The sequence below is a fragment of the Nitratireductor sp. PBL-C9 genome (assembly GCF_050877045.1).
GTDB classification, from domain to species: Bacteria; Pseudomonadota; Alphaproteobacteria; order Rhizobiales; family Rhizobiaceae; genus Nitratireductor; species Nitratireductor aquimarinus.
Genome location: NZ_JBPAXW010000009.1, coordinates 149,267 through 167,456, shown reverse-complemented (window position 1 = coordinate 167,456; position 18,190 = coordinate 149,267). Strand labels below are relative to the sequence as shown.

15 protein-coding genes and 1 tRNA gene are annotated in these 18,190 nt (G+C 62.9%); 5 read left to right on the top strand and 11 right to left on the bottom strand.

Features of this window, described 5'->3' with window-relative positions:
• Positions 1-11: 11 nt before the first annotated feature.
• Positions 12-87 (bottom strand) — tRNA-Thr (locus tag ACRTG1_RS18930).
• A gap of 791 nt (positions 88-878) precedes the next feature.
• On the opposite strand from ACRTG1_RS18930, the gene ACRTG1_RS18925 reads away from it, so the two are divergent.
• Together ACRTG1_RS18925 and ACRTG1_RS18920 are read left to right on the top strand one after the other, a co-directional pair.
• The gene (locus ACRTG1_RS18925; protein ID WP_113153214.1) at positions 879-1,367 is read left to right on the top strand and encodes a (2Fe-2S)-binding protein; all 489 of its coding nucleotides are present in this window, start codon (positions 879-881) and stop codon (positions 1,365-1,367) included.
• A gap of 15 nt (positions 1,368-1,382) precedes the next feature.
• On the top strand, positions 1,383-2,183 hold the full coding sequence (locus ACRTG1_RS18920) for an FAD binding domain-containing protein (protein ID WP_432516828.1): 801 nt from the start codon (positions 1,383-1,385) through the stop codon (positions 2,181-2,183).
• A gap of 85 nt (positions 2,184-2,268) precedes the next feature.
• Here ACRTG1_RS18920 and ACRTG1_RS18915 read toward each other — a convergent pair whose 3' ends face one another.
• From ACRTG1_RS18915 to hutI, 10 genes are all read right to left on the bottom strand, one after another.
• Positions 2,269-3,921, bottom strand: coding sequence for an alpha/beta hydrolase (locus ACRTG1_RS18915; RefSeq protein WP_206546148.1), 1,653 nt, complete (start codon positions 3,919-3,921; stop codon positions 2,269-2,271).
• A 113-nt stretch (positions 3,922-4,034) separates the two neighbouring features.
• Positions 4,035-5,030, bottom strand: a complete 996-nt coding sequence (gene dgcN, locus ACRTG1_RS18910; protein ID WP_206546147.1) for an N-acetyltransferase DgcN — start codon at positions 5,028-5,030, stop codon at positions 4,035-4,037.
• A gap of 143 nt (positions 5,031-5,173) precedes the next feature.
• Positions 5,174-6,352: an alpha-hydroxyketone-type quorum-sensing autoinducer synthase gene (cqsA, locus tag ACRTG1_RS18905; protein WP_432516827.1), complete on the bottom strand. Its 1,179-nt coding sequence runs from the start codon at positions 6,350-6,352 to the stop codon at positions 5,174-5,176.
• Positions 6,353-6,610: 258 nt separating this feature from the next.
• Positions 6,611-8,161, bottom strand: a complete 1,551-nt coding sequence (locus ACRTG1_RS18900; RefSeq protein WP_432516826.1) for a TRAP transporter large permease — start codon at positions 8,159-8,161, stop codon at positions 6,611-6,613.
• Positions 8,158-8,667 carry a TRAP transporter small permease subunit gene (locus tag ACRTG1_RS18895; RefSeq protein ID WP_113153220.1) on the bottom strand — a complete coding sequence of 170 codons (510 nt, stop codon included), beginning with the start codon at positions 8,665-8,667 and terminating at the stop codon, positions 8,158-8,160. The genes ACRTG1_RS18900 and ACRTG1_RS18895 overlap by 4 nt, the downstream gene beginning before the upstream one ends.
• 55 nt (positions 8,668-8,722) lie before the next feature.
• The gene (locus tag ACRTG1_RS18890; RefSeq protein WP_113153221.1) at positions 8,723-9,814 is read right to left on the bottom strand and encodes a TRAP transporter substrate-binding protein; all 1,092 of its coding nucleotides are present in this window, start codon (positions 9,812-9,814) and stop codon (positions 8,723-8,725) included.
• A gap of 27 nt (positions 9,815-9,841) precedes the next feature.
• Positions 9,842-11,515, bottom strand: coding sequence for a urocanate hydratase (hutU, locus tag ACRTG1_RS18885; protein ID WP_432516825.1), 1,674 nt, complete (start codon positions 11,513-11,515; stop codon positions 9,842-9,844).
• A gap of 3 nt (positions 11,516-11,518) precedes the next feature.
• Positions 11,519-12,322, bottom strand: a complete 804-nt coding sequence (gene hutG, locus ACRTG1_RS18880) for an N-formylglutamate deformylase (protein WP_317089358.1) — start codon at positions 12,320-12,322, stop codon at positions 11,519-11,521.
• A 169-nt stretch (positions 12,323-12,491) separates the two neighbouring features.
• Complete coding sequence (hutH, locus tag ACRTG1_RS18875; RefSeq protein WP_432516824.1) at positions 12,492-14,033, bottom strand: histidine ammonia-lyase; 1,542 nt, start codon at positions 14,031-14,033, stop codon at positions 12,492-12,494.
• The gene (gene hutI / locus ACRTG1_RS18870; RefSeq protein WP_432516823.1) at positions 14,030-15,238 is read right to left on the bottom strand and encodes an imidazolonepropionase; all 1,209 of its coding nucleotides are present in this window, start codon (positions 15,236-15,238) and stop codon (positions 14,030-14,032) included. Before hutI ends, hutH begins: the two co-directional genes overlap by 4 nt.
• A 123-nt stretch (positions 15,239-15,361) precedes the next feature.
• On the opposite strand from hutI, the gene ACRTG1_RS18865 reads away from it, so the two are divergent.
• The 3 genes from ACRTG1_RS18865 (at position 15,362) to rpe (ending at position 18,190) form a co-directional block, all read left to right on the top strand.
• Positions 15,362-16,747 carry a formimidoylglutamate deiminase gene (locus ACRTG1_RS18865; protein ID WP_206553898.1) on the top strand — a complete coding sequence of 462 codons (1,386 nt, stop codon included), beginning with the start codon at positions 15,362-15,364 and terminating at the stop codon, positions 16,745-16,747.
• Complete coding sequence (locus tag ACRTG1_RS18860; RefSeq protein ID WP_206548378.1) at positions 16,744-17,442, top strand: GntR family transcriptional regulator; 699 nt, start codon at positions 16,744-16,746, stop codon at positions 17,440-17,442. The genes ACRTG1_RS18865 and ACRTG1_RS18860 overlap by 4 nt, the downstream gene beginning before the upstream one ends.
• Positions 17,443-17,518: 76 nt before the next feature.
• Positions 17,519-18,190 (top strand): ribulose-phosphate 3-epimerase, encoded by a 672-nt coding sequence (gene rpe / locus ACRTG1_RS18855; RefSeq protein WP_206546138.1) that lies wholly within the window; start codon positions 17,519-17,521, stop codon positions 18,188-18,190.

Genomic DNA, 18,190 nt, shown 5'->3' with positions numbered 1-18,190 from the left:
GAGAGAGAGAGTGGTGCCGCTTGTCAGACTCGAACTGACGACCTCCGCATTACGAATGCGATGCTCTACCAACTGAGCTAAAGCGGCCCTTTCGCCATGGTCGGAACCCCGCCATGACCAGCTTGCTTCGCCATCCGCTCTGGACAATTGCGGCGCGAAGCACTTTCCCAGTGCACATACCCGCCTCTGCGAGCTTTCGCAACCCAATTGTCGAGCTAGAACGCCGTTTGGAGAGGGACATTTTCGGTCCGCAATCACCAAGGCAGCAAGCGGCGTCCTGATAGCGGCAATCTCCCAGGAGATCAAGCGGAAATGGCACTATCAGAGCAACCTAAAACAAGCCATGTAGATTTGATAGTTAACAAACAATAATTCAGTAAATCATTTTAAGTATAAATACAAATTACTTGATAAACAAATAGATATGACTTTTAAGTTGCGCATTGGAGGAATATACTATGAAAAATTTTGCACCAATTATAATTGCTGCAGCGGCGTTTCTGCCCGTGAATGCCCACGCCGACGCAAATGCGTATCAGTGCAGGACCAACAGTTACCTCACGCATGTGAGAACCGACACACCATGGCGTGCCCATGTGGTGACCTACATCCACCTGACCGACAGGAAAAAGTTCCCGTCAGGCGGCGCAACCGTCAACAAGATCAGGTGTAGACTACACCCGAAGAGGACGCTGACCGAAAGCCGCAGACCTCCCGCGCAAATCCGCGGAAACGGCGGGGAGCACAGCCAGTAGAAAGTACCCGTGGCAGCGGCGTCCGGCCCCTTCTTTCACACGGCAGGCATGGACACCGCTGCTGCATTCGCTAAGTTGGCGATCATCACAATAGCCACCGAAAATTCCAGTAGGCAGGTACCCATGACGAATGTGACAATGACGGTGAACGGACAGAAGGTCTCGGGCAGCGTCGAAGGTCGAACCCTGCTCGTTCAGTTCCTGCGCGATACGCTGGGGCTGACCGGCACCCATGTGGGCTGCGACACCTCGCAATGCGGCGCCTGCACGATCCATCTGGACGGAAAATCAGTCAAGGCATGCTCCCTTCTCGCCGTGCAGGCCGAAGGCGCGGAGATCACCACCATCGAAGGACTTGCCGAAGGCGATGTGCTGCATCCGGTGCAGGCCGCGTTCAAGGAGCATCACGGCCTTCAGTGCGGTTTCTGCACGCCCGGCATGATCATGGCCGCCACGGACATGATTCGCCGCCACCCGGAAGGGCTCGACGAGGAAACCGTGCGCGAAGAGCTTGAAGGCAATATCTGCCGCTGCACCGGCTACCACAACATCGTCAAGGCCATCATGGCCGCTTCCGAAGCGGTCAAGACCGGTTCCACGAAAGCCGCCTGAGCGAGGAGAGCGACCATGTATGACGTCAATTATCACCGCGCCGGCTCCCTCGAAGAAGCCCTCAAGCTGTTCAAGGCGGCGGAAGACGGCAAGTTCATCGCCGGCGGCCAGACCCTCATCCCGGCCATGAAGACGCGGCTCGCCGCTCCGTCCGACCTCGTGGACCTGCGCCATATCGCCGATCTGAAGGCGATTTCCGTTGCCGGCAAGACCGTCACCATCGGTGCGGGCGTCACCCATGCCGAGGTCGCCGCCAGCGCCGACATCGCAGCCGCCTGCCCGGCGCTCTGCCATCTGGCCGGTCTCATCGGCGATCCGCAGGTGCGCCATATGGGCACGATTGGCGGCTCGCTCGCCAACAATGATCCGGCGGCAGACTACCCGGCGGCCATGCTGGCGCTTCCCGCCACCATCGTCACCAGCACCCGCGAAATCGCCGCCGAAGACTTCTTCACCGGCCTGTTTGAAACGGCGCTGGAAGAAGACGAGATCATCACCGCCGTGCGCTTCGACGCGCCGGAAAAGGCCGGCTACGCCAAGTTCCCGAACCCCGCTTCGCGCTATGCGATGGCCGGTGTCTTCGTTGCCGTGGATGGCGGCGCGGTCCGTGTGGCCGTAACGGGGGCCGGCGATGACGGCGTTTTCCGCAGCGCCGAACTCGAAGCCGCACTCGCCGCCGAGTTCAGCGCATCGGTGCTCGAGGCCGTGTCCGTCCCTGCGGACGATCTCATGACCGACATCCACGCATCGGCCGAATACCGTGCCAGCCTGGTCGTTGCCATGGCCAAGCGCGCCGTTGCAATGGCCACGAGCTGATCCTCCAGCGCACGCGATAAAGCGCGGGCCTGCCCGCAGGCCCGCAGCTGGAGCGCTCCCGCTTTTCCTGGAAGTGCTCCAGGGCCTACTTCTTCAGCTTTTCCTTGAGACGCTCGATCTCCGCCGGCGACCAGCCTTCCGGCTGGGTCACGGCCACCCACGCATCGATGTAATGCTGCGGAGCATAGAGATGCCCGTATCCGATGGGCGCCGTGGTCGCCATCGCCATGTCCAGCGCAAGTTGCAGGAAGGTGACGATCGGATACCAGCGCAGGTCCGGCGAAACGTCAGGCCCGCGCTCCCCCACCAGCCATGCCGGTCGCCGATACCAGGCCAGCGGATCGAAAAAGACGACCGGGTCGCTCGCATATTGCAGATAGACGATCCGCAGCGGACCCCACTTTGCGCCGGGAATGTCGAGCGAATTCTTCTGCGCCGTGAAGCGCACCACGGATCCATCCCCCAGACGCGGCAGCCAGGCCGGCGTGCCGGGGTTGCGGTCGCGGGTGAAGTTGCTCCACAGGCGGCTGTTGAAGGGCGGCCCGGCCCACAGCGCCCCCTGGAAGGGATCCGCCAGAATGTTGTAGATCTCGGTCGACTGCTCCGAACTCAGTGCGCCAAGGCTCAAACCGTAGAGATAAAGCTCCGGCCGGTCGTCTTTCGGCAATGTGGTCCAGTGCCCATAGACCTTGCGGAACAGCGCATGCGCAGCTTCCGCCCCGTAGCTCGGCTCGATCAGCAGCGAAAGCCAGCTCGTGAGGTAAGAATATTGCTGCGCGACCATCACCGTGTCGCCGCCATGCAGATATTCCAGTGTCACGCTCGCTTCCGGGTCGATCCAGCCAGTGCCGGTGGGCGCCACCACCGCCATGACCTTGCGCTCGAACGCGCCGATCCGCTTCAGCTCTTCCAGCGCCAGCTCGGCGCGCTCATCTGCAGTCTCCGCCGAACGCAGCCCCACGTAAACGCGCATCGGCTCCAGCGCCTCGCGACCGGTAAACGCAGCAATCGCTTCCCTGCTGTCACCGCCGACAACGAACTGGCGTCCGGTACGCCCCAGCGTGTCCCATGGGATCAACGATCCCGGCCCGCCCGTGCGCAGCCCGCTTTCAGGCTGCTCGATACCGTCCTCAAACAGCGCATCGAGCTCCGCATAGGCGGAATCGGCAACCCGCAGCGCATAGCGCAGCAGCACGCGGTCGACCAGCGATGCCAGCACGAGACCGACAATGACAATGCCGATCACATTGGCCACGCGGCGCGGCACATAAGGCTTCAGCCGGCCTGAAATGAAGGTGAAAGCACGCCCGATGCCACGCCCCATCACGACAAACAGAAGGAACAGAACCAGCGCGATGCCGCCCACCTTGAAGGGATGCGCGGTATCAACCGGCTCAAGCTGCATCAGCGCACGAATGGAATTCTGCCATTCGGCCGCTTTCCAGAGGAAGAAGATGGCGACAGCCACGCACAGCGCGGCCATGGCGAATTTGCCATAAATGCGCGGACGGCGCGGCGGCTCCGGCAGTTCCAGATAGCGCCACAGCCAGACGCAGAAAACGCCCAACCCATAGCCAACCGCTGCCGAAACGCCAGACAGAACACCCTGCAGCAGAAAGTCCCGCGGCAGCAGGGTGGGCGTAAGCGATGCTGCGAAAAGCAGTGTTCCAAGGCAAAGCCCCAGAACGGAGAATGAATGCCAGACGCGCACGTCGCCCTGCTCCAAGGTATCGGTCATGTCTGCCCCACTGTCTCACCAATCCCGTGCATGGCATCGGGATGGCCACAGTGAAGCGTCATGGCAGGCAAGGCAACAGCCCTGTCTGCCACGTCGTTAAAGATCGGTCAGGATCAGTCCAGCGCGTCGACCAGACGGCCAGCACCCTGGCGGAACGGATCGATGGTCGGCAGCCCCATGCGGCTCTCGATTTCCTCGAGGCAGGCTTTCGCCTCCGCATCGTTGAGGGCAGCGGTGTTGACCGAGATGCCCACCACCTTGACGTCCGGATTGACCACGCGCGCGGTTTCCAGAGACAGGTCGCGCAGCGCCTCAAGCGTGGGTAGCTGATAGTGCGGCAGGCCGCGCATGTGGGTGCGGGTCGGCTCGTGGCACAGCACCAGCGCGTCCGGCTGACCGCCATGGATCAGCGCCATCGTCACGCCGGAGAAGGAGGGATGGAACAGGCTGCCCTGCCCTTCGATCAGATCCCAGTGATCGGCGTCATTGTCAGGCGTGATGTGCTCCACGGAACCGGCCATGAAATCGGCAACGACCGCGTCGAGCGGCACCCCGGAACCGGTGATCAGAATACCGGTCTGGCCGGTTGCCCGGAACGAGGCCTTCATCTCGCGCTTGTGCATCTCGCGCTCCATGGCGAGCGCGGTGTACATCTTGCCGACCGAGCAGTCGGTGCCCACGGCCAGGCAGCGCTTGCCCGCGCGCCTCTTGCCATCGGCAATCGGGTATTCTTCCTGCGGCACACGCACGTCATAAAGATGGGTGCCGGCCTTTTCGGCCGCCGCCACAAGGGCGGGCTGCGCCGTCAGGCGATTGTGCAGACCGGAGGCGATGTCCATGCCCGCTTCGGCAGCTTCCACCAGCGTCGCGACCCAGCTCTGCGAGATCACACCACCGCGGTTGGCCGCGCCCACAACCAGCGTCTGCGCACCGGCTTCCCGGGCTTCCGCGATGGTCATGTCCTTGAGACCCAGATCAGCCTTGCACCCCTCAAGGCGCAACTGCCCCACGCAAAACTCGGGTCGCCAGTCCTTGATGCCTTGCGCGACCTTTGCGGTCAGCGCGTCCGGCGCATCTCCAAGAAACAGCAGATAGGGCGTTTTCAGCATCGGTGGGTCGCTCCCTTATAATTGGTTTATCGGCTCATCAATGATGAAAGCCCCGCTTGTCAAGCTGTGGTTCGGCAACCAGAGCCCTCTGGATCAACCGCCGCCACAACGATTGAGCCAGAGCGCGCCGCACCTGAAAGCGCCTATGCCATCACTTCTTTCAGCAACTTCAACGCGTCTGCACAGCGCGTCGTCAGCGTGTCGATTTCCTCATCCGTCAGTCCCGAATGAACCGATAATCGCACCAGGCAGTGGTTGCGCGGCGTCGCTGGCGGGCAGAAAACCGCGCCGAACACACCCGATCCCTGCAGTGCATCGCGCATTTTCAGCGTGTCCGGCTCATTGCCGCTCTCAATCGCGATGATCTGCTCCGTGCCGCCGCCCACATCGAAGCCAAGCTCGTCCAGCCGCCAGCGCACGATGTCCGACACCTCGCGCAGGCGCTCGCGGCGATCATCAGCCCTGCGGATCAGCGCCAGCGCTTCCAGGAACCAGACATACTCATGCTCCAGCAGTCCGGAGCTGAAGATCGCGGGGTTGGACTCCATGCGAAAATACTCCTTGAAGCGGCGTGAGCAGACAATCAGTCCGGCGCGGCCGGCAAACGTCTTGGCCAGAGAGGCCGTGCGAAAGTCGATCCGGTCTGCCAGTCCCAGCGCCACGGCAAGCCCCGCACCACCGGGACCGTGCGTGCCAAGCGAATGGGATTCATCGACAACGAGAACACAGCCCGTGCGCGTTGCGACATCCACGATTGCGGCCAGCGGGCAGAGGCTTCCGTCCGTACTGTAAACCGTGTCGACCACCAGCACACCAGGCCCATACCGCCGGATCAGGCGCTCGGCATGGTCCGGGCTGTTGTGGCGAAAGGGAATGCCACGCGCGCCCGCTGCTTTCACCCCTTCCCAAAGGGACGCATGCGCATTCATGTCCAGATAGACCGGAACCGAAGGGCTGGCGATGGACTGAAGCAGCCCCACATTGGCGGTGAAGCCCGACTGGCAGATGATCGCCTCTTCACCCTGCATGTAATCGGCGAACGCCGCCTCCAGCTGCTGCATCGGGCTGCCCTTCATGGTGAAGACGCTCGACATCAGCAGATCGGTCTTGCTGTTCAGAAGGGCCTCGGCCTGCGCTTCTCTCAGCGCCGGCTCGTTCTGGATGCAAAGATAATCATTGCTCATGAGCTGGAGGTCGCCGCTGCCCGGCTCACGCCCCCTCAGGAGATGGCCCCCGCTCCATAATCGTTCCACGCGCTGGATATGGAACGCGTCTTCGCGTTCACGCAGCTGTTCTTTGGGACACGCAGCGAGCTCGGCCATAAGCAAATTCTCCAAAACAGTTTCGCGAGCCCCGGTCGCGCCATGAAATCGCAACGCCGTGCAGCACCCCCCATTCTGAAAGGCTTATAAGCAACAATATTAGGGCTTCACCTACAAAAACAGTATCAGCATATGTATATGACGAAGGGATTTCAATTCTGAATAAAATAGAATTGTAACCGACGCTTTACATAAATTCTCTACTTATACGCGCAGCATTAATACAATCATTAAGATAAATAAAAGCAGATATTCGCGTCAGAATATCTGCGCCGGAAGCCATGTGGAAATCGACGGCAGAAGCCAGATAACGCCCATGCCCACGAGCTGCAGAATGATGAAGGGAATGACGCCGCGATAGATCTGTCCCGTCGTGATTTCCTTTGGCGCAGCCGCGCGCAGATAGAACAGCGAGAACCCGAAGGGCGGCGTCAGGAATGACGTCTGCAGGTTGATCGCGATCAGGATCGCGAGCCAGAGCGGGTCATGTCCCATCAGGATCAGAATGGGAGCGACCAGTGGCAGGACGATCACCGAGATTTCCACGAAATCGAGGAAAAAGCCGAGCACGAAGATCATCGCCATCACAAAGATGAGCGCCCCCTGCGGACCGCCGGGCATGGAGTGCAGGATGTCCTCGACCCGCGCATCACCACCCAGTCCACGGAACACGAGCGAGAACACGCTGGCCGTGAGAATGGTGGCGAAGATCATTGCCGTCACCGTCATCGTGTTGGTGACAATCGGCGTGAGAATGCCGCGCTGGCGCGCCTTGCCGATGGAAATGACGATGGCGAGGACGCCGAGCGCCAGAAGCCCGGTTGTCAGCCCCGCGATGAGCCATTCGAAGAGGCCCACATCGCTGCGCTGCAGGCGCACCGGAAAGATACCGGCCAGCACCGCGACAGCACCCAGCGCCGCCGCGCCCAGAACGATCAGACGGCCATTTCCTTCGCTGCGCACACCGGCGAGTAGCAATGCGCCAATGGCGCCCACGCTTGCCGCCTCGCTTGGCGTTGCAATGCCGCCGAGGATGGAGCCCAGAACGGCAACGATGAGCAGAACCGGCGGCAGAACGGCGCGCTGCACCTCCTGCCTGCTCGGCCGGTCGCCGGCCGCAACCAGCGCCGGAGCGCTGTCCGGCTTCAGGGCTGCCCGCGTCATCAGATAGGCGATGTAGACCGCCACAAGCGTCAGGCCTGGCAGAAGGGCTGCGGCGAAAACCTGACCGACGGAGATCGTCTCGATGGTGAATTTGCCCTGCTCATACTGCGCCTGCTGATAGGCGGTCGACATCACGTCGGAGAGGATGATGAGCAGCGTCGAGGGCGGAATGATCTGGCCCAGCGTACCGGAGGTGCAAACCACGCCGGAAGCAAGCTTCGGATCATAGCCGTTGCGCACCATGGTCGGCAGCGCTATCAGGCCCATCGCCACCACGGTTGCGCCCACAATGCCGGTCGAGGCCGCCAGAAGCGCACCGACCAGCACGACGGAAACGCCGAGACCGCCGCGTATGCCGCCGAAGAGACGGCCCATCGTCTCCAGAAGCTCTTCCGCGATGCGGCTCGTTTCCAGCACCACGCCCATGAAAACGAACAGCGGAATGGCGATCAGAACCTCATTGGTGAGGGTTCCGAAAACCCGCTGCCCGAGCGCGCCCAGAAGCCCGACATCGAACTGGCCGGTCATCCAGCCAAGAAAGGCGAACAGCGCCGCCGTGCCCGCCAGCATGAAGGAAACGGGATAGCCGATCAGAATGGCGACGATCAGCGCCGCAAACATGAGGATGTCGAGCGGTAAGGTCATGCGGCGGGGGCTTCTTCACGAAGACGCGCGAGATCGCGCAGGATGCAGGCAAGGCCCTGGATGATGAGCAGCGCACAGAAGGCCGGGATCAGCGATTTGAGCAGGAAGGAGGCGGGAATGCCGCCCACCGAGATGGCTCCTTCCATGATCGACCAGGAATTGCGCACGGAAGGCCAGGAGAACCAGGCGATCATGAACATGGACGGCATCAGGAAGCACAGCGCACCGAAAATATCGATGCGCGCCCTGCCACGCGGGCCGAACAGCCCGTAGAAAATGTCCACGCGCACATGCCCGTCGACCAGAAGCGTGTAGCCTCCGGCCAGCATGAACAGTGCTGCGTGCAGGTAGAGAACGGTCTCGTTCATGAAGATGAAGCTGACGCCATAGACATAGCGCAGCACCACCGTGCCGAATTGCACCAGCACCATGGCCAGCGCCAGCCAGCGCACAACAGCGCCCACTGCCCGGTTGATCCGGTCAAGTTTGTCCGCAAGCTCAAGCATGCCGAGCGTTCCCCGAAAGAAACGGGCCGAGCGCGAGCCCGGCCCGGTCGTGTTGTCAGCCGCCGTATTTGTAGTCCATCGCACGGGCGTTCATCTGCCCGTTGTCTGCGTAGACCATGTATTCGGCGATGCCTTCGCGGTAACCGAGGAAGCTCTCGACGATGCGCTTGACCAGCTCGTCATCGTCTTCGCGCAGTTCCGCGATCACTTCGCCTGCGGCATTGCCCATGGCGACGATCACGTCATCCGGCAGCTTCTTCACCTGAACGTCCTGCTCTGCCACGAGCTGCTTCAGCGCTGCGGCATGCTTGGTCGTGTATTCGGTCCAGACCGGATTGTAGAGCGATTCACAGGCATAGGCGACGGCCTGCTGCAGATCTTCCGGCAGCGCATCATAGGCCGCCTTGTTCACCGCACACTCCTCGGCCGAAGACGGCTCGCCGACACCCGGCCAATAGTAGTTCTTGGCAACCTGGTAGAAGCCCAGCGCCGAATCCGTCCACGGACCGATGAACTCGCCGGCGTCGATCGTGCCGGACTGCAAGCCCTGGAACATGTCGCCGCCGCCCATGGCCTGAACGGCCATGCCAAGCTTGGCGCACATTTCGGACGCAAGACCCGTGGTGCGGAAGCGCAGACCCTTCAGATCGTCGACCGAGTTGATCTCGTTGCGGAACCAGCCCTGCCACTGCGGACCGGAATTGCCGCAAAGGAACGGCTTCAGCCCGAAACGGCCATACATTTCGTCGTAAAGCGCCTGTCCGCCGCCATGCACGAGCCAGCCCAGCTGCTCGTCAGCGCGCAGACCGAAAGGCTGCGAACCGAACAGCAGAATGCCGCGCGACTTGGAGCCCCAGTAGGAGGGAACCGCGTGGTAGAGTTCGGCCGTGCCTTCCGACACCGCGTCGAACACGCCATTGCCCGGCACGAGCTCGCCGGCAGCGTAAAGCTTCACTTCCAGCCGGCCGCCGGACAGAGCCGTGATTCGGTCTGCCAGCATCTGCGCCGCCACGCCCGGTCCGGGCAGGTTCTTCGGCCAGGCCGTGACCATTTTCCAGGTGATCTTGTCCTGTGCGATGGCCGGAGCCGCTAAGCCCGTCGCCACACCGGCAACACCTGCCGCTTTTAGAAATTGACGCCTTTTCATGGAAAACCCCTCTGAATTGTTCGGTTATTAATTTCCAAGAATCGCCGGCAGCCGCAAGCCCTTTTCCTGCGCCCAGTCGCGCGCAATGTCGTAGCCCGCATCGGCGTGACGCATCACGCCTGTCGCCGGATCGTTCCACAGCACCCGCTCAAGGCGGCGCGCCGCATCTTCCGTGCCATCGGCACAGATCACCATGCCCGAATGCTGCGAGAAGCCCATGCCCACGCCGCCGCCATGATGCAGCGAAACCCAGGTCGCGCCGGAGGCGCAGTTCAGGAGCGCGTTGAGCAGCGGCCAGTCGGAAACGGCATCGGAACCGTCCTTCATGGCCTCGGTTTCACGGTTGGGAGACGCTACCGAGCCCGAATCCAGATGATCGCGCCCGATCACCACCGGAGCCTTCAGCTCGCCCTTCGCCACCATTTCGTTGAAGGCGAGGCCAAGGCGATGCCGGTCACCCAGACCGACCCAGCAAATGCGCGCCGGCAGGCCCTGGAACGCGATGCGGTCGCGCGCCATGTCGAGCCAGCGATGCAGATGCTCATTGTCGGGCAGAAGCTCCTTCACCTTCTCGTCGGTGCGGTAGATGTCTTCCGGATCGCCGGAAAGTGCGGCCCAGCGGAACGGGCCGACGCCGCGGCAGAACAGCGGGCGGATATAGGCCGGCACGAAACCGGGGAAAGCGAAAGCGTTCTCAAAGCCCTCTTCGAGCGCCACCTGGCGGATGTTGTTGCCATAGTCGAGCGTGGGAATGCCCTGGTTCCAGAAGTCGACCATCGCCTCCACATGCTCGCGCATCGAAGCACGGGCCGCCTTCTCCACGGCCTTCGGATCGCTCTCGCGCTTCTCGCGCCACTCGGCCACGGTCCAGCCCTTGGGCAGATAGCCGTTCACCGGATCATGCGCGGAGGTCTGGTCCGTCACCATGTCCGGCTTCACGCCGCGCCGCACCAGCTCGGGCACGATCTCCGCCGCATTGCCCACAAGGCCGACGGACTTCGCCTCGCCCGCCTTCGTCCAGCGGTCGATCATCTCCAGCGCCTCGTCCAGGGTGGTCGCCTTCTCGTCCACATAGCGGGTGCGCTGGCGGAAATCGATGCGCGTCTCATCGCACTCGATGGCGAGGCAGCAGGCACCGGCCATGACGGCCGCCAGCGGCTGCGCGCCGCCCATGCCGCCAAGCCCTGCGGTCAGGATCCACTTGCCCGTAAGGTCGCCGCCATAATGCTGCCGGCCTGCCTCCACGAAGGTTTCGTACGTGCCCTGCACGATGCCCTGCGAGCCGATATAGATCCACGAGCCGGCCGTCATCTGGCCGTACATCATCAGGCCCTTCTTATCGAGCTCGTTGAAGTGGTCCCAGTTGGCCCAGTGCGGCACCAGGTTGGAATTGGCGATCAGAACGCGCGGCGCATCCTTGTGGGTGCGGAACACGCCCACCGGCTTGCCCGACTGGACGAGCAGCGTCTCGTCTTCATCAAGCGTCTTCAGCGTCGCGGCAATGCGGTCGAAATCGTCCCAGGTGCGGGCCGCCCGGCCAATGCCGCCATAAACGACCAGCTCGTTCGGGTTTTCGGCAACGTCGGGATCGAGATTGTTCATCAGCATCCTGAGCGGCGCTTCCGTCATCCAGCCCTTGGCGTTCAGCTCCGTCCCGCGCGGCGCCCTCACCTCGCGAATGTTGTGACGCGGATTGCTCATGGTTCAGTTCCCCTTCAAGGATGGCGCGATCTTGGAAAGACGCGTCAGAATGGCTTTGAGATGCGGTCGCAGGCGCGCCGCTTTTTCTTCGTCATAGTCAAACGGCACGGCCTCGCCCTGAAGATGCGTCGCCTGCGCCAGTTCCATCTGGATGCCATGCACGCCGGTCTCGGGCCGGCCGTAATGCCTGGTCGTCCATCCGCCGACAAAACGGCCGTTGAGCACGCTGGAAAACCCGTCCGCACCGGCACAGACATCAACCGTCGCCTGCTCGATTTCCCGCGCACAGGTCTCGCCGTGATTGGTGCCGATATTGAAATCGGGAAGCTGCCCTTCAAACAGGAACGGGCAATGCGAGCGGATGGAATGGCAGTCATAGAGGATCGCCACGCCATGCAGCGCCTTCACCCGCGCGATCTCGGCCTCCAGCGCGGCATGATAGGGCGCGTGAAAGGCATCAAGCCGCTCGGCTACATCCTGAGCCGTCGGCTCCTCTCCCTCGCGCCAGATCGGGCGGTTGTCGAAATCCGTCAGCGGCACCAGACCGGTCGTGTTCTGCCCCGGATAAAGGCTCTCGCCGGAAGGGTCGCGATTGGCGTCGATCAGATAGCGATGAAAGGTCGCCCGCACGGTGGTCACACCATCGAGCAGACCGTCATAGAGCCGATGCACGTGCCAGTCCGTATCGGTCAGAAGCCGGCCCTGTTCATTGAGCCGGGCCTTGACCGCCTCCGGCACAAAAGTGCCCGTGTGCGGCAGCCCCAGAATGACGGGCGAAGAGCCCTGATGCACTTCGACGGGGTTCATGCGCAAATCTCCAGTGTTGGCGTCCGCCCCTCACCCTTACCCTCTCCCCGCAGGCGGGGAGAGGGGGGCGTCAACGTTGCGGCCATCGTCCTTCTCCCCGCGAGCGGGGAGAAGGTGCCGGCAGGCGGATGAGGGGCAGTCGCCACATCCAAAAAAGACACGCTCCCGATCAAGGCTCACTCCTCAATTCAGGCAGAATGTTCCCGGGAATGCTGGCGTTCAGATCGCCGGAGCGCACGAGCGCGATAGCGTTTTCCAGATCGGGGGCCAGATAACGGTCTTCCTCCAGATCCGGCACCGCGTTGCGGATCGCCGCATGGGCCTGCGCAAGCTCCGCACTCGTTTTCAGCGGCGCGCGGAAATCGACGCCCTGCGCCGCCGTCACGGCTTCAATGCCGATAATGCCGAACAGGTTCTCCGTCATCGGAATGAGCCGCCGCGCGCCGTGACAGGCCATCGACACATGGTCTTCCTGATTGGCGGAAGTGGGCGTCGAATCCACGGAGGCCGGATGCGACATCTGCTTGTTTTCCGACATCAGCGCAGCCGAGGTCACTTCGGCAATCATCAGGCCGGAATTCAGGCCCGGCTTCTTCGCCAGAAACGCCGGCAGGCCAAACGACAGCGCCGGGTCGACCAGAAGCGCAATGCGCCGCTGCGCAATTGCGCCGATCTCACAAATGGCGAGCGCAATCTGGTCGGCGGCAAGCGCCACCGGCTCGGCGTGGAAATTGCCGCCCGAAACAACCGTCCCGTCGGAGAGAACCAGCGGATTGTCGGTCACTGCATTGGCTTCGATGGTCAGCGTGCGCGCCGCCTGGCGCAGAAGATCGAGACACGCGCCATCCACCTGCGGCTGGCAGCGGATGCAATACGGATCCTGCACCCGCTCATCGCCTTCCAGATGGCTCTCGCGGATCTGCGAGCCCTCGAGCAGCGCCCACAGTGCTGCCGCCGTGTCGATCTGGCCCTGATGGCCGCGAAGCGTGTGAATTTCGGGGTGGAATGGCGCGGAAGAACCCATTGCCGCATCGGTCGACAAGGCCCCGGTGATGAGCGCCGACCGCGCCGCGCGATGCGCCCGGAACAGACCGGTCAGCGCCAGCGCGGTGGAAACCTGCGTGCCGTTGATCAGCGCAAGCCCTTCCTTGGCCTTCAGCACGACCGGCGTGAGCCCGGCCCTGCGCAGCGCCTCGCCGCCGGAAAGCCGCTCGCCGTCGAAAAAGGCCTCGCCCTCGCCCATCATGGCAGCCGCCATATGCGCGAGCGGCGCCAGATCGCCGGATGCACCGACCGAGCCCTTTTCCGGGATCACCGGCACGACACCGCGCGCCAGCATTTCCTCGATCAGCTTGACCACCTCCATGCGCACGCCGGATGCGCCACGGCCCAGCGAGAGCAGTTTCAGCGACATGATCAGCCGCACAATGGCTTCGTCAAGCGGCGCACCAACGCCGCAGCAATGCGAGAGGATGAGGTTGCGCTGCAGCGTCTCCACATCCTGCGGCGGGATGCTCACACTGGCGAGCTTTCCAAAGCCGGTGTTGACGCCATAGATCGCTTCATTGCCACGTGCGATCTGGTCGATGCGCGCAGCCGCCGCCTCGATGCCGGGATAGCAGACCGGATCAACGCGCACGGCAACGCCATCACGCCAGATACGCTCCAGATCCTGGATCGTGACCGCACCGGGGGTCAGAACAAGCGTCATGCAAAATCTCCTGCAATGCGGCGATGGAGCGGGTTGAAGCCGATGCGATAGGCAAGCTCGGCCGGATGCTCCACATCCCAGATGGCGATCTCGGCGCGCTTGCCTGCCTCGATGGTGCCGATTTCCTCGGCCAGCCCGAGCGCCCGCGCGCCTTCGCGCGTGGCTCCCGCCAGCGCCTCTTCGGGCGTCATGCGGAACAGCGTGCAGGCCATGTTCACGGTCAGAAGGAGCGAGGCAAGCGGCGATGAACCCGGATTGCAGTCGGTCGCGACCGCAATCCGCACGCCATGTTTGCGCAGCGCCGCAAGCGGCGGATACTGCGTCTCGCGCAGCGTGTAGAATGCGCCCGGAAGGAGAACGGCCACCGTTCCTGAAGCGGCCATCGCCGCAACGCCTTCCTCGTCCAGATATTCGAGATGATCCGCCGAAAGCGCGCCATAGGAGGCGGCCATCTTCGCGCCGCCCAGATTGGAAAGCTGCTCTGCATGCAGCTTCACCGGCAGGCCGAGTTCGCGCGCCCGGTCGAAGACGCGCGCCATCTGCGCCGGCGAGAAGGCAATGCCCTCGCAGAACCCGTCAACCGCATCGACCAGACCTTCGGCATGGGCAGCATCCATGCCGGGCAGCACCACCGCGTCGATATAGGCGTCTTCACGCCCGCGATATTCGGCAGGAACCGCATGGGCGGCGAGATAGCTCGTCTTGATCCGCACGGGCCGCAGCTCTGCCAGACGGCGCGCGGCGCGCAGCATCTTGAGCTCGTCCTCGACGGTCAGCCCATAGCCGGATTTGACCTCCACCGTCGCAACGCCTTCGGCAAGAAGCGCATCGAGCCGCTTCAGCGCGTCTTCGACCAGCGCATCTTCGTCCTGGCCACGCGTTGCAGAAACGGTGGAAACGATGCCGCCGCCGGCCCGCGCCACTTCTTCGTAGCTCGCGCCTTCAAGCCGCATCTCGAATTCCCTGGCGCGATTGCCGCCAAACACCAGATGCGTGTGGCAGTCGACAAGCGCCGGCGTGGCGAGGCGACCGCCGAAATCGGTCCGCTCCCATCCGGAAAAACGCTCCGGCAGGTTGCTCATTGCACCTGCCCAGACAATCATATCACCCTCGATGGCGATGCCCGCATCCTCGACAAGCCCATAGGGCGCGCCGCCTTCGCACATGCTCGCCAAGCGGATACCGCTGATGACACTCTGCTTCATAACAGGAAGATTCCTCCCTACCCACTGCAGGCCTCCCCATACAGGGCATATTGCCTAAGACAGAATTTTTGTCTACGATTATTCTTATATGTATAGACATAATTAAGCCGGGAACAACGCCTCATGCAAGCGATTTTTGCTCAGAATGCACTCACGCCAGGCGGTTGGCAAAAGGACGTGCTTGTGGAGCTCACCAGTGCGGGGCGCATCAAAAGCGTGACGGCCGGGGCCGCGCCCACGGATGACAAGTCGGGGGATGCTAAGACAATACGCGTTCCCGTTCTCCTGCCCGCCATGTCCAACCTGCACAGCCACACGTTTCAGCGCGCCATGGCCGGGCTGGCCGAGCGGCGGGGTCCGGCCGGGCGCGACAGTTTCTGGACATGGCGCGAAATCATGTACCGCTTTCTCGACCTGCTTTCGCCGGAAGACATCGAGGCGGTCGCCGCCTTCGCCTTCATGGAAATGCAGGAGGCGGGTTTTGCCGCCGTCGCGGAGTTCCACTACGTCCACCATCAGCCCGGCGGCGTTGCCTATGACGATGTGGGCGAGCTTTCCGCGCGTATCGCAGGCGCTGCGGACCAGACGGGCATCGGCCTCACCCTCCTTCCCGTTCTTTACCGCCATGGCGGCGTGGACCAGCGACCGCTGCAGGGCGGCCAGCAGCGTTTCGGCAACGATCTGGACCGGTTCCAGAAGCTGCTTTCACGCGCTGAAGCATGCATTGGAAATCTCGCCGCCGACGCCCGGCTTGGCGTCGCGCCGCACTCGCTGCGCGCGGTGGGGCTGGATGATCTGCGTGAAGCGCAGACCATGCGTCCCGATGCGCCGCTGCACATGCACATCGCCGAGCAATTGCCGGAGATCGACGAGGTTCTGGCGGCCTATGGCCAGCGTCCGGTGGAGTGGCTGCTCGACAATTGCGATGTGGATGCGCGCTGGTGCCTGATCCACTGCACCCACATGACCGACGAAGAGACCGGCAATCTGGCCGACACCGGAGCGGTCGCCGGGCTTTGCCCCGTCACCGAGGCCAATCTGGGTGACGGCATTTTCAACGGGCTTCACTACCGTCAGGCAGGCGGTGCACTTGGCATCGGCTCCGATTCCAACATCCGCATCACCGTTGCCGAAGAGCTGCGCCAGTTCGAATACTCCCAGCGCCTGCGCGACACGGCCCGCGTGGTTCTGGCTGCGCACGGCCAGTCCTGCGGGCGCACGCTTTACGATGCAGCCCTTGCCGGCGGCGCTCAGGCTCTTGGCCGCGATTCCGGCGCGATCCAGCCGGGACACTGGGCCGATCTGGTGGCAATCGATCAGGACGATTTCGCAGGTGCAGCATTCGACGATGGTGTATTAGACGGCTGGCTTTTTACCGGCGACAATGGCGCCGTATCCGAAGTGTGGTCGGCAGGACGCCACTGTGTCCGTCAGGGCCGCCACATCGAACGTGAAACGATCGCCGCACGCTACACGCGCACGATCAGAAAACTGATGGAGTTGCTGTGACCAGCGAACGCGCCTCATTCCGCACCATCCGCGACGAGCTCTCCCGACGCATCGCAGAACGGGTCTGGCTGCCGGGAGCCCTGATCCCCGGCGAAGAAGCCCTGGCGGAGGAGTTCGGGGCGGCGCGCGCGACGGTCAACCGCGCGCTTCAGGAGCTTGCCCGCGCCGGCATTCTCGAACGCAAGCGCCGCGCTGGCACCCGCGTCGCCCTTCATCCGGTACGCGAGGCGCGCTTCGTCATCCCCCGCATCCGGCAGGAGATCGAAGCGCGTGGTTCGGAATATCAGTACCGCTTACTGAGCGCTGACATTACCGATGCACCGGAGGTCATCTGCGCCCGGCTCAGCCTCCTGTCCAGATCCAACATGATGCATGTGCGATGCCTGCACCTGGCCGACCGCGTCCCCTACCAGTACGAAGATCGCTGGATCAATCTGAACACGGTTCCCGGTGCCCGCGATGCTGATTTCGCGACCATGGGGCCGAATGAATGGCTCGTCGGCCACGCCCCCTTCTCCAATGCGGAGTTCACCTTCATGGCGGCGGCCGCCAGCCCCGACGAGGCATCCCTGCTGCAGATCCGGGAAGGTGATCCGGTCTTCATCGGCGAACGCATCACATGGATGGCGGGCGAGCCGATCACGCTGGCTCATCTGGTGCATCCCGCATCGCACCGCATGGTGACACATCTGTGAGGCGTCCCGCCCGCGCCTCGACAAGGCGCGGAGAAGACGTTAGGGCAAGCCAGTCTCATCGTTACGGAAAACCGTCATGACCGCGCGCAACACGCTCATCGCCCCCTCCATCCTCGCTTCCGACTTCTCGCGCCTCGGCGACGAGGTCGAAACCGTCGCCAAAGCAGGCGCTGACTGGATCCACCTCGACGTGATGGACGGCCATTTCGTGCCCAACATCACTTTTGGCCCGCCCATCATCAAGGCAATCCGCGACCGCACCGACAAGGTGTTCGACTGCCACCTGATGATCACACCGGCAGATCCCTTCCTCGCCGCCTTTGCGGATGCGGGCTGCGACATCATCACGGTTCACGCGGAAGCCGGTCCGCACCTGCACCGCTCGCTGCAGACCATTCGCAATCTCGGCAAGAAGGCCGGCGTCTCGCTCAATCCGTCGACGCCCGAAAACGTCATCGAATACGTGCTCGACCAGGTCGACCTCGTGCTTCTGATGACGGTCAATCCGGGCTTTGGCGGCCAGGCTTTCATTCCGTCCGTGGTCGAGAAGGTGCGCCGCGTGAAGGCAATGATCGGCGACCGTCCGATCGACATCGAGATCGATGGCGGCGTGTCGCCCGACACGGCCGGTGAGTTGGTTGCCGCCGGCGCCAATGTGCTCGTCGCCGGCTCCGCCGTCTTCAAGGGCGACGGCGAAGAAGCCTATGCGAAGAACATCGAGGCCATCCGCAAGGCCGCGCAGGGCTGA